Raw genomic sequence first — 12,698 nt, forward strand, 5'->3', positions numbered from 1 at the left:
ATAAAAAGTTGCTATCTTTTATCAATGAAAGTTATGGGTTTTCTACTTAAGGGGTCAAAAATAATTTTCTGCAAAGTTAACTCTTCTTCAAAAACTATTTGCGGTGTTACGCGTAATCTTGCTCTAAAATAATCTTTCAATTTGTTTGAGAATTCTTCAGATGTATCTTCAGAAAAAATACGAATCAAAATTTCATCGGTACCAATATCGTTGGAAGATATTTCGATAAGATGTAGTTTAATTTCGTTAAAATGTGCCACAGCATCGTGCATAGCCGGCGGATACAATGTAGTTCCTTTGTATTTTATCATTTGTTGTTTTCTGCCTTCAACCGGACCTAAACGATAGGTATTTCTACCACAATTACATTTTTGGGTGTGTTTACGCAACATATCTCCCGTTTTAAATCGCAACAAAGGCATGGCTTCAACACTTAAGGTAGTTACCACTAATTCGCCTAATTCGCCATCTGCAACAGGTTGGTTGTTTTCATCAACAATTTCGGTAATAATAAGTTCAGGATGATGATGACCGCCTTGAAACAATGCACATTCTGTAAAAGCAGCGCTCATTTCTGTGGATGCATAGGTTGAAAAAAGCTCGATATTCCATTTTTCTTGAATGCGTTGCGCCAACAAAGTAGGTTCTAGGTTGGTTGTACGCAAAGCCTCGCCAATACAAATAACACCTTTAACCGAGCAATTTTTATAGTCGATATTATTTTCTTGAGCATAATCAATCATTTTTAGAAGAAACGACGGGACAGCAATTAAGTATTTGGGTTGGTATCTTAAAATAGAATCCCACTGTAAAGTAGGAACGCCCGCGCCAACACGCACAATACCAGCACCTAATTTACGCAAACCAAGAAAGTAAGCCAAACCAGCCATAAATCGGCGATCCATGGTTGTCATTAATTGTACTAAATCGCCTTTTTGAACACCAGCACATTGAAAAGAAAGCATTTCATTGTAAGCCAAACGTTCTAAATCGTTATCGGTTAAGCCAAAGGTTACAGGGTCACCCAATGTGCCCGAAGTGGTTGCATAATCAAGAATTTGCGATTTATCAACACAGAAAAAATCATTGTTGTAAAGTTGTATATCGGCTTTTGTGGTTACCGATATTTTTTGCAAATCGGCAATTGTTTGTATGCTTTTAACATCAATATTTTCTGCTCTAAACTTACGTTGGTAAAAGGGAGAATGTTGCATTAAATATGCTATTTGCTTTTGCAATAATGTATTTTGCAACGCTTCTATTTCTGCTAAACTTTTGGTTTCAATTTCTGGTATCATAACTTTTTAGTCGCTTTTTGGTATTTTTTAAGCACATTATTTCTTTCGTTTTCAGAACTAATTTCTTTTGTTAACGATTGTTCATATGCTTTTGATGCTTTCTGATAATCTTTCTGCGCGTTGTAATAATCGCCTAATAGTTTATAAGTAAGCCAAAATTCTGGGTTTGATTGCTCAAAATTAGTCAGAATATCATCAGGTAATACACTCTTGTTTTTTATAGCGTTGAAAAATAAAGGCTCTAAATTTTTAAAGACCTGAATTTTCTTATAAGCATCACTCAACAGAAAATCATCAGCTTTTAATTCATCTTTTTTAATAGGCTTCAGTTCTTTATTTGCAAAGATGTCATTTAAATTATACGCATCAAAAGCACCTAATTGATACGGATTATTAGAAACCCACATCATGCCTTCTTTTGGTTTGAAAATAATACCGTGATGTGCAATTAATTGATTCAATGATTTTTCATTACCTAACCCAATATTTTTTTCGTTTAAACCCGAAACATCTCTTAAAATGTGCAAAACATCATTTACCTGATACGTTTTTTCTTGTTGAAGAGATTCTTCTAATTTTTGTAATCGATAATAAGAATGTGATGTTTCTATATGATCTTGGTTGCGCTTATCAGATTGATATGCAGCAGATTGAAAATGATTGGTACACATTAATTTACCATTATTGGCTTCAAAAACATCAAACTTTTTAGGGCTGATTTCAATTACAACGGCTTTGTTATCTTGGGCGCTTCCAATTAAAATCGATTCAGATACAAATACTTCAAAAGTTTGCGCCAATTTTACAGCCTCCTCAATGTTTTTGGTATGTTGCAATATATAGCGCGCCACAATAGAAACAGGCGTTTTACCTTTTAACGGAATGGACGATTTACCTGCGTTTAAAGTAACCGTTAAACCTTTTTCATTCATACCCGAAACCACACCAATCATGCCTGGCCAAGTAACCGATGCATATTTGTAACCTTTATCGGGACTAATAAACTCTACTATTTTGTTTTGCGCAAAGGCATCGTTTACATAAAAATCAAAATTACGACCAATTAGTAAATTTCCATCTTCGGTATATTGACCCCACAAAGCAATAGACGAACAGCCTACTAGCATTAAATCTTGCATGGCGTGCCCAATATCATGTGAACTGTGCAATAAAAGATTACGCTCAAATTTGGTTCCTAAATCATCGTATTCATTTGTAGCAAAAGAAGATAGAGCAAATAATTCTTCTTTTAAAGATATGGGCGTATGGTCTAAAATAGTACGATTATACCATTTTAAAAACTTCAACATTTGTTTTTGTTTGGATGGATTTGGAACGATTTCGGCTACTTTATCAAAAAAAACGCGCTCTTGATTTTGATACAAATCTTTAGTTAATAATCCTTTTTTGTAGCCTAATTCGTAAGGATTTCCTTGCAAGCGTAATTGCCAATTGCCGTTTTCAGATTTATTTAAAACATCAAACTTAGTAAGCGCAATGGTTTGGTCTTGCAAATTAGTTTGGTATGTTTTTGATTCACTTTTTAAATGATGAATTCCGCCACAACTTACCAAGAAAGAAACGATTATGATGTACCAAAAATACTTATTCATAACCTACTTTTTTAAAAACCTTATCAAAAAAATATTCCTTGCCTAGCATTTCGCCAACCGTTAAAAAGCCCGTAATAGTGACTCCTAAAATACCATGCAAACGAATATTTTGACCTGTTAAAAATAAATTATCAATTTTTGTTTTGGGCGAAATCAATGTTTTTAAAGGCTGTTGTGCACTTTTTTCAAAGCCATACATAGAACCATCTGTAGAACCAATATAATCACGGTAAGATAATGGCGAAGATGTATGAACCGATTGTATTTGCGAACGAATATCGGGGAAATATTTTGTTAAGATAGTTAACATGTTATCTACTATTTCGTCTTTAAAGAACTGATAATCATTACCTCTTTCACTTTCGTAATTTACTGTATTAAAAGTGTCTTGCCATTGCTGTACTTTTTCGTAATCCATATACGTCATTAACGAAATACTTTGCGCAAAAACATCGTTTTTTGTATGTGGATTTGTTGTAATAACCATCATCTTTGGTCGAGATGCTTGCCAATTATTACGACAAGAAAAAGCATCGTTTACTTCTTCAAAATGATAAATATTATGGTTAAAATAATCAATCGTTTTAGGTTTTAAAACCAAATGAACCGAAAAAACCGATAATGTATTTTGTAGTTGCTGAATGCGTTTTACATATGGTTTTTGTTTATTTTCAGTAGAAAACATAGAAAATAATTGCTGTACATCAATATCAGAAACAAACTGGTTTGCTTTGTAAATAGTATTGTGTGTTTCGCAACTTTCTAATGTACTTCCGTTAAAATGAAGCTTCTCAACTTTTTGATGTTTAAACAAATCGGCATTAAAATGACGCAATTGCTTTATAAAAGCTTTGGTAATTTGGCTGCCCCCTTTTACACAACGCCAAGCACTTTGTATGTAAGAATTCACAGTTAAAGCATGTACGTAAAAAGGCGTTTCGGTAACATTTAAAGCACTTAAAAAGCCATTTCCTAACAACACAGCTTGCAGTTTTTTATTTGTGGTGATGCTATTCATTACCTTTTCAACCGATTGTTGCATTACTTCTTCATTGTAACCAAAACCTTGTTGCAAATTGTACAAAGGAAATTGTTGGCAATACCACTGAATAGTGTCAATGTATTTTTGTAATGCTTCTTTTTCTTCTGGAAAAAAAACAACTAATTGATCAATAAAATTAGCATATCCTTGCGCTTGCGGATATAAAATTTTTTCAGATCCAAAACTAATGCAATCAAATTGATTTTTGTTTAAAGGCGTTAGTTCTAAGTCGTTTAAAATATTTAAATACGAAAAATATCGACCTAAATTTTCATTCTTATCTAAACCACCAATGTAGTGAACACCTGTATCGAAAATAGTTTTATCGCGAACAAAAGTCTGTAAATTGCCTCCGTATTGATTGTTTTTTTCTAAAACACAAACGCTTTTGCCTTCTTGCGCCAATAATAAAGCAGTCACCAAACCGCCCAAGCCGCTGCCTATTACAACAACATCGTATGTTTTAATTGGTTTCAATACGTTGATACATTTTTAGTTGCCCTTCATGAATGATTTCTTTAAAACCATTGAAATTTTCACTAAAAGTACAACAAACCGTAATAATTTGATGAATGTGAGAAGGAATTTCGGTGTTAAATTCGTTTAAATGAGACAACACAGCTACATCTGCTTTTTTCCAAATATCATCAATTACATCAGTATATTTCACATTGAATTTACGAACAATATAACTTGCATTTGCAATTGATCTATTTTCTAGATTGATATTAAAAGTGGTTATTTTTCGGGTTGGAAATTGATTTGCCAAAAGAAAATCAACCTGACCAAAATTGGATGTTATGTGCGCAATTTGAGCTTTATCACTTATTAAAGTAAACAAACGATGGTAAATTGTTTTGTGCTTTTTAAAATCGGTTTTTACCATTTGCAAAATGTTGCCTTCTTTGTACAAAAAGTTTAAAAACAGTTTTTGCTTAAAATAATTTTCATCTTCGGCTTGTAAACGAATTTTACTGTATTCAGCTTTAAAAAAAGCACTTATTTTTTTGGTTCTTTCTGAGTAGTTTGATCCAAAACGATCATCAGTCAAAGCAATAGGCTCACCTACGTATACATGACAAGGAGCATCGTAAATGATAAAATCGTTTTTAGGTAATAAATCAGCATTTCCGTGAATGTACACAGGCTGAATAGGTAAATTCAATTCTTCAGCCATAAAAAAGGCTCCTTTATGAAAACGACCTATTTCTGTTGTTGTAGAACGCGTTCCTTCAGGAAATATCATAACAGAAAAATCGGTTCCAATACGTTCTTCCAAAGGTGTTAATCCTTTTTCTACGCCTTTTGTTGCTGGGTAAAAACCTAAAAACTTTACTGCCCTACCAAAAACAGGCGATTTATAAACCCAATCGTTCACAATGTAAACAATATAAGGATGTGCCATGCCAATAGTTAACGAATCTAAAAACGACGTGTGGTTTGAAATAATAACCGATTGCTGATTGAAACGTTCTTTATGAATGACTTTTTTACTAACGCTTGGTTTTAAAGACAATACCGATTTCATATAAACCGACATTATTTTGCTAAAAAGCTTCCATTTTTTTTGCCTTGGTAAAGGTAAAATCCAGAAAAAGCAACGCATAAAAATCGACACCAATAAACTAGCAAAAATGTAATACGTAAACATGATAACTGATTGTATTACAAGCCATAATGTAACAGGTGAAAGTCCTTTTTTTACTCGATTAAAAAACAGAAATTGAAACAAAAGAGGATACAATACAAAAGTCACCAACACAGCAACACTAACTCCAATAAGCGCAATAGAAGCAATTGATTTTAACGCAGGATGTTGTGCAAAAACCAAAGCACCAATTGCTAAAATGGTGGTTAATACCGCCAAAATAATCGATGTTCGGTAAATAGGCATCTCATTTTTGCCATCGGTATACTGTTTTTGCAAAGCGCTGGTCATAAATATGGTAAAATCAATGCCATGACCAAAAACCAACGTACAAACAATAGTGCTAAAAATATTAAACGGAATGTTTAGTAAACCCATAATACCCGTAGTAATAAAACCGGTTAAAGCAATAGGAATTGCGGCTGTTATTACTAATTCAATTCTTCGGTAAAACAAAAACAGAATACCAAAAACAGCAATAAATGAATAGGTTACTAAATCATTAAAATCGTTAACCAAATAACCTAAATATTGCTCGTTTAAAGCTTGTCTATCAATAACCAGCGCGTTTTTGTTTTTAAATTCTTTATTGAAATTTGCAACAAAAGCATCTCTGTTTTCGGGTTTTAAGGTAACAATCGTCGATAAAAGATGTTGCTTTTTTCCATGTACAAACTCATGATAAATTTGCGGATTTAGTCGCTTTAAAGTGTCTAAACTAATGGTTTGATAGTTCTTTTGTAATGCCTTATAAAATGCAGCATGTGTATTTTCTACAAAACCATTTTTTACACTTTGATTTTCTATGGTTTGTATGGTTTGATTTGTTTTTTCGGTATTCCAAAATTGTTGCCAACGTTTAATAGCCTTTTGTTGATTGATTTCTGAAGGAATTAAACTGCTTACCGATTGCACATGATCAACCAAATCCATCGATTGTAATTTTTCGTAAATAGCGTTGTTGGTTTGCAACACATTACGTTCATTGGTATCATATGCAACAACAAAAAGATTTTTGGCTATTTCTTGATCATGGTATAACTCTTTCTCAGCCGCTTCTTGATCCTTAGGCATAAAGTTAATCTTTGCCAAATTACCATCAAACGTAACTTTATGGTACGTAAAAGCACTTATTATCACTAAAAGTAACGTTACACTAATGAGTACTTTGTTTTTCTCAAAAGGATATTGCGCTACTTTATCAATAATATGGCTGTGTTTAATAGCTTTTCCTTTGTAAATATGAGGCAGAATAATTAAGGTAAATACAGCAGTAGCCACCACCGATATACTTGCAAAAATCCCCAAATCAACCAAAGCATCAGAATGTACAAAAAGCAAACACAAAAACGCAATGGCTGTTGTGGTACTACTCATTAACAAAGGCTTGGTAACATCTTTAAATAATTGCTGCGTATTTTGGTTGCTTTTAGAATGCGTTAAAAAATGCAAGGCATAATCAATGGTAATACCAATTAAAATAGCGGCAATTGATAAGGAAATGGCAGAGATTTCAGATCTTAAAAAATACAAACATGCCAAGCCAAATAATCCTCCAAAAATAGAAGGAATCATAACAATAATAGGCACCCAAATATTGCGATAATAAAAAATGAGCATTAACATTAACGCCGAAACAGATATGACTACCGTAGTAAAAATATCGTGTTTTATTTGTTGCGCATTGGCAACTGCAATAAAAGGAGATCCAAAATACATTACTTCAATATTTGGATTCGATTTTTCTACAATACGTTTAATATCATTTAGTTGATTGACAAATATTTCATTGTGTTTGGTTTCGCTTCCACCGAATTTTGGATTGATGAACAACACAATTTTTTCATCGTTTTTAGAAAACAGAAATCCATCTTTAAAAGTATAATCGTTGGAACCTTGAAATTGTTGTAGTTTTTTTAATGCTAAAAAAGAAATTTGTAAAGGATCGTTTACTACAATATCCTTCATAAAATTAGCATTTCCGCCTGTTAATAATTCAACGTTTCGTTGCGATTGAACTGAAATACTATCTGTATTTAACTTTGAATCAATGATTTGATAATCATTTTCGTTTAAATATAAAGGCAAGTTACGGTAAACAAAAGCAAACGATTGTTGAAATAAATCTTCATCAACAATTCCTTGAATCGATTGATAATAATTTTTAGCTAGCGGAAGTGTATCAACAAAAGTTTGGGCGGCATGCGTTATGTCTTCATTTGTTGCTTTGTTTTTTTTCTTAAAAATAACAGAAACTTTGTCAGTAAACGACATTTCGCTTACAATTTGCGTAGTGTTTTTATCGATGTTATTTTTAGGAATAATACGTGTTATATCTTCATTAAAAGTAATTTTTTGAACAATAAACACCGCGCCAACCAAGAACAACAAAAAAAACAATAGTGTTGCTTTGGGGTATTTTTTTATGTTTTGAAAAAGATAATAAAATCCGTTAAACATTTTTAGTCGCTTTTCTGGTATAAAAATTCAATACTAAATAACAAATAAAACCTAATATTAAGGCAGTAAAAGTAGCTAAAATAAAACTTCCAATTAAGTATTGCACTAAATGTACCTGAATAGATTCAAAAGTAATGTCATCAAAATCTAATGATATTGGATGTTCGTTAGGAATAAAAAAGCCACCAATTTCTAATGATCCTAAAACAATAAAAGGAATCATGGGCGGAATGCTCACATTTGAACCCACAAACGAAATGGCTTTGTTTAAACGAAAAATGGAAGCTAAAAAAATAGAAAGAAACGATTGAAAACCCCAAGCAGGAATAATACCAATAAAAACACCCATTGCTAATGATAAAGCTTTTACTTTATTGCTATCTTGTGTTTGTAGGATGTCTTCTTTTATAAAAGATTTAAAGCTTTTTTTTTTCAGTTTTCTGAAAAAATTCATTGGTTTTATGTAGCCAATAGCAATGGTGACCAAAACGGTATTTAAGATGCTAATTCGAGTAAAATCTTTAAACGGACGAAAATGCGAAACACGTTCATTAGCATCATACAATACTTTTATGGGAACGTTTTTAACTGTAATATTTTTCCAAGCGGCACGTACAATAACTTCAATTTCAAACTCAAATTTCTTGGTAAAGAAACGTTTAGGTAGATAATGCAAAGGATACAAACGATAGCCCGATTGCGTGTCGTTTAAAGTAATTCCTGTTTCAAATCGAAACCAAAAATTAGAAAATCGGTTGCCAAAACTACTTTTTTTAGGGACACTTTCGTGCGTCATGTTTCTACTACCAATTAATAAAATAGGTGTATTGCTTTGTTCTAATACTTCTAAAAAAACAGGAATATCGTCTGGGTAATGTTGCCCATCAGAATCAATGGTAATTGCATAATCAAAACCATTTTTTAAAGCCTCTTTAAAACCTAACTGCAAGGCATAACCTTTTCCTTTATTTTGGGTGTACTGTAGCACATGTAAATGCTCATATTCTTTTAGAATGTTGGTAGTATCATCGGTACTTCCATCATTAATAATAAAAACATCTGTTGTGTAATGCAACACACCATTTACAACACGCTGTAACGTTTTAGCGTTGTTGTACGTTGGTATAAGTACACACCATTTTTTATGAGATGTTTTTGGGGTATTCATTACAGTTGTTCGCTTAATACAGCACTTACTTTTAAAGCGGTTGTTTCATCAAAACTTGCTGATGCTTTTATTTTTATAGTAGATGATGCATCTGTAAAATCAATTACTATTTTTAAGTCTGAATGTACTTCAGGATTAATAATTGCCATGAATTTTACATTGGTACACTCTTTAATAAACAATGTTTTATTTGTAGTTTGCTCTGTTAACTCCTTGAAAATTTGCAACATACAAACGCCTGGTGTTACAGGGTTATTAGGAAAATGACCTTTAAAAACCTCATGTGCCGCATTAAGCTGTATTACAGCTTGCAGTTGATTGTTGGTAGAATGTATATTTAAAATTTTGTAAAACCCAGGTAGTAACATAGCAAATGTTTAAAGGGCAAAATTAGCGATTTATTTTAAATCTTTTAGAAAGCTATTTTTTTAATCACTTTACTCGTTAATCTCTGATACAGAAAATGAAATAGCGCGCAAAGGTGCATCCTTTACGTTGGTGCGTACTTTGCTAATTTGTTCTAAAACGTCATACCCTTCATAAACTTCTCCAAAAACAGTATAATCTCCATCTAATCTAGGTAAACCACCCTTATTTAAATACTGATATTGCTGTTCTGCTGTGTACGTAATTCCTTTTTTAGTTTGCACAACATCTAAATCTTCTTGAGTAACTTTTTTCCCAACCACAAAATAAATTTGATTTAAAAAAGACGCTTTTTGCTCATTAACATCTCTCCCCGCTCCTAATGCTCCTATTTTATGAATTGCTCTTGAATCAAATTCAGCTGGTAATCGTTTCTTTTCATTTTCGGGCAAACCACCCTCTCTTTGTGCTATTTCATCATCGTGCATGCCTCCTTGAACTACAAATCCTTCAATAATTCTATTAAAAAAAGCGTCTTTGTAAACATCATCTTTTATAGCATCAAGAAACAATTGTTGATGATGTGGTGTAAAATCATACAAGACAACCTTAAACGAACCATAATTGGTTTCAAACAACACTTTTTTTGATTGAGCTATTACAATAGTTTGAACTAAAAAAAGAAATATTAAAATGCTGATTCTTTTCATAAAACAGCTTCAACATTATCTTTTTCCTTTTTTGCACGTGCTATTTTACCGGGGCTTCCAAAGGCATAAAACCATTTTTCTTTAAATGTTTTGGCTTTCTTAACATCAGCATACATATCTTCATACTCATGAAAATTCAAATGTAATGGGTTCAATTTATGTTCAATTTTAGTGGTTAAACCATAAGTTGGTTTTTCTTCCTCTGGCTGATAGGTTTTATGGATAAAATCCCAAAATATAAAGATGGCACCAAAATTTTTATCAATGTATTTCTCATCAGATCCGTGATGTACTCTATGATTAGAAGGTGTTACAACTACTTTTTCTATCCAAGGATGCATTTTTCCAATGTACTCTGTATGTTGCCAAAACTGAAACAAAACCGAAATTTGATTCACCACAAAAAAGATGATGGGATGAAACCCCAACAAAGCCACAGGCAAAAAGAAAACCAATTTAAAATGCTGTACCCAACTTAATCGAAATGAAACAGTTAAATTATAATTATCAGCACTATGATGTATAACATGCGTACCCCAGAAAAAACGGTTAAAATGCGACACATAATGCGCTGCATAACTGCAATAATCGTAAATTAATAAACAAGGTATTAACGTCCACCAATTTAATTCCATGCGCCAAGGCACCAAATTATAAACATAAATAGCTCCGTAAATAAAAGCAAGCTTAAAAAATAGATTAATAGCTACATTGCCCAAACCCACAAATAAAGACCCCAAACTTTCATTGGTATTGTAGTTTTGCTTGTTTGATTTCCATGAATACCAAATTTCTAGCAAGGTAAAAAAAGCCATGAATGGTATGGCATACACAATTAAATCTCCTGATTGCTTTTCAAGATGTGTTACATGTTCAAACGGTATTTTAGGTGCTCCAAACAACCAATCCATATTTCTTGCTTATTAATGAATACTACTACATTATTGTTATTTATTTTATAAATATACAACTACTTATGAAACAAATAGTTATTTACATTCTAAAATTATCAATTGTCTAAATTTTATAAATAAACGCTTAATTATGAAAAAATATTGCGAAATAATTGTTGCATCAATGTTAAAAAATGCCCAATAGAATATGTAACCTACTAACTTTACTTAAATTTGCATTATGTTAAAAAGGATTCAAATAGTAATAATCAGCATACTTACCTTATTTTTGATTACACATCAATCATTTGGTACTGTTTTGCATGAGATTACTACTGAGACCAAGACATGTTGTAAAAGTATCAGCAAAGAAAAAGCGTGTTGCAAAAAAGTAAAAACCTGTAGCAATGAACAATGTTGCAATTTCACTTTTAACGCATCAGTAGCAATTCTTCAATCAGCTGATTATTCTCCATTAATTAAATCGCAAATAACTGAAAAAGAAGTTAATACAACTATAATTTCTTTTTTAGCAATGCCTCATTTTTCTGTTTGGCAACCTCCCAAAATAAGTTTAAATTTATAATTGTATAGCCAAAATTGTGTCTTTTTAAAAAGAAAAGACGCGTTATTGTATCATTTAAATTTAAACAAACATGAACTTTTTATATATAATGGGCTTGTTAAGTACACTACTAACCTACCCTACACAAGTTAATTCTCAAAATTCAATTAAAAACAAAAAAACAGAGCAATTCTTAGTTAAATCTAAGTGTGATTTAGCAAAGAACACGATTGAAAAAGCAGGAAACCAAAAAAACATCGCCCTTGTAAACTACGATGCTTCTTCACAAACAGCAACTATTACCTACAATGAGAACAAAACCAGTACAAGTGAAATTTTGAAAAAAATTGCCTTAGCAGGTTTTGATAATGCAGAATATATGGCTCCTGATGAGGCTTATGCAAAATTGGATAAAGAATGCCAATATCCTCGTGATAAAAAAATGGTGATGAATCATCAGGAAATGAATCATTCTCATCATAATAAAACCGAATCTTCTCAACAACAAAATCAATTAACACCTTTTTTTGATTCTTACTTTTCATTAAAAGATGCTTTTGTAAAAGCAAATGATAGTGATGTTTCAAAACAAATTACAGTATTTTCTAAAGCACTAGCTGCTGTAGAAATGGGTAAACTTTCACATGATGCTCATATGGTTTGGATGGAAATTTTAAAAGATCTAGAAACAACTTCACATCAGTTAAGTCAAGAAAAAAATATTGAGAAGCAACGCGTAATTTTCTCAAAATTATCAGAACCTATGTACAAATTGGCGCAAAAAGCACATTTGGGTTACACGGTTTATTATCAAACATGCCCTATGTTTAATGGAGGTTCTAATTGGTTAAGCAAAGATGAAAGTATTAAAAATCCTTTCTATGGAAATAAAATGTTAACATGTGGCAGCACTATTGAAACCATTAACAAATAGC

10 protein-coding genes are annotated in these 12,698 nt (G+C 31.9%); 2 read left to right on the forward strand and 8 right to left on the reverse strand.

Annotation, left to right across the window (positions count from 1 at the left end; all coding sequences use genetic code 11):
- Window positions 1-11 precede the first annotated feature (11 nt).
- From H1R17_RS04170 to H1R17_RS04205, 8 genes are all read right to left on the reverse strand, one after another.
- Complete coding sequence (locus tag H1R17_RS04170) at window positions 12-1,298, reverse strand: phenylacetate--CoA ligase family protein (protein WP_163431490.1); 1,287 nt, start codon at window positions 1,296-1,298, stop codon at window positions 12-14.
- The gene (locus tag H1R17_RS04175) at window positions 1,295-2,911 is read right to left on the reverse strand and encodes a C45 family peptidase (RefSeq protein WP_163431491.1); all 1,617 of its coding nucleotides are present in this window, start codon (window positions 2,909-2,911) and stop codon (window positions 1,295-1,297) included. The genes H1R17_RS04170 and H1R17_RS04175 overlap by 4 nt, the downstream gene beginning before the upstream one ends.
- Window positions 2,904-4,430, reverse strand: a complete 1,527-nt coding sequence (locus H1R17_RS04180; RefSeq protein ID WP_220458660.1) for an NAD(P)/FAD-dependent oxidoreductase — start codon at window positions 4,428-4,430, stop codon at window positions 2,904-2,906. Before H1R17_RS04180 ends, H1R17_RS04175 begins: the two co-directional genes overlap by 8 nt.
- On the reverse strand, window positions 4,417-8,061 hold the full coding sequence (locus H1R17_RS04185; protein WP_163431492.1) for a 1-acyl-sn-glycerol-3-phosphate acyltransferase: 3,645 nt from the start codon (window positions 8,059-8,061) through the stop codon (window positions 4,417-4,419). The genes H1R17_RS04180 and H1R17_RS04185 overlap by 14 nt, the downstream gene beginning before the upstream one ends.
- Entirely contained in the window at window positions 8,054-9,229 is a 1,176-nt protein-coding gene (locus tag H1R17_RS04190) for a DUF2062 domain-containing protein (RefSeq protein ID WP_163431493.1), read from the reverse strand. The genes H1R17_RS04185 and H1R17_RS04190 overlap by 8 nt, the downstream gene beginning before the upstream one ends.
- Window positions 9,229-9,597 (reverse strand): 3-hydroxyacyl-ACP dehydratase, encoded by a 369-nt coding sequence (locus tag H1R17_RS04195; protein ID WP_163431494.1) that lies wholly within the window; start codon window positions 9,595-9,597, stop codon window positions 9,229-9,231. Before H1R17_RS04195 ends, H1R17_RS04190 begins: the two co-directional genes overlap by 1 nt.
- Before the next feature lie 69 nt (window positions 9,598-9,666).
- The gene (locus tag H1R17_RS04200; protein ID WP_163431495.1) at window positions 9,667-10,305 is read right to left on the reverse strand and encodes a peptidylprolyl isomerase; all 639 of its coding nucleotides are present in this window, start codon (window positions 10,303-10,305) and stop codon (window positions 9,667-9,669) included.
- Window positions 10,302-11,216, reverse strand: coding sequence for a sterol desaturase family protein (locus H1R17_RS04205; RefSeq protein WP_163431496.1), 915 nt, complete (start codon window positions 11,214-11,216; stop codon window positions 10,302-10,304). The genes H1R17_RS04200 and H1R17_RS04205 overlap by 4 nt, the downstream gene beginning before the upstream one ends.
- Before the next feature lie 223 nt (window positions 11,217-11,439).
- Between H1R17_RS04205 and H1R17_RS04210 the strand changes: the two genes are divergently transcribed.
- Both H1R17_RS04210 and H1R17_RS04215 read left to right on the forward strand, forming a co-directional pair.
- A complete protein-coding gene (locus H1R17_RS04210) occupies window positions 11,440-11,784 on the forward strand; it encodes a hypothetical protein (RefSeq protein ID WP_163431497.1) in 345 nt (114 codons plus the stop codon).
- Between the two features lie 70 nt (window positions 11,785-11,854).
- On the forward strand, window positions 11,855-12,697 hold the full coding sequence (locus H1R17_RS04215) for a DUF3347 domain-containing protein (RefSeq protein ID WP_163431498.1): 843 nt from the start codon (window positions 11,855-11,857) through the stop codon (window positions 12,695-12,697).
- Window position 12,698 lies beyond the last annotated feature (1 nt).

Origin of the sequence: Flavobacterium sp. xlx-214 (assembly GCF_013874595.1) — a bacterium.
Classification (GTDB): Bacteria; Bacteroidota; Bacteroidia; order Flavobacteriales; family Flavobacteriaceae; genus Flavobacterium.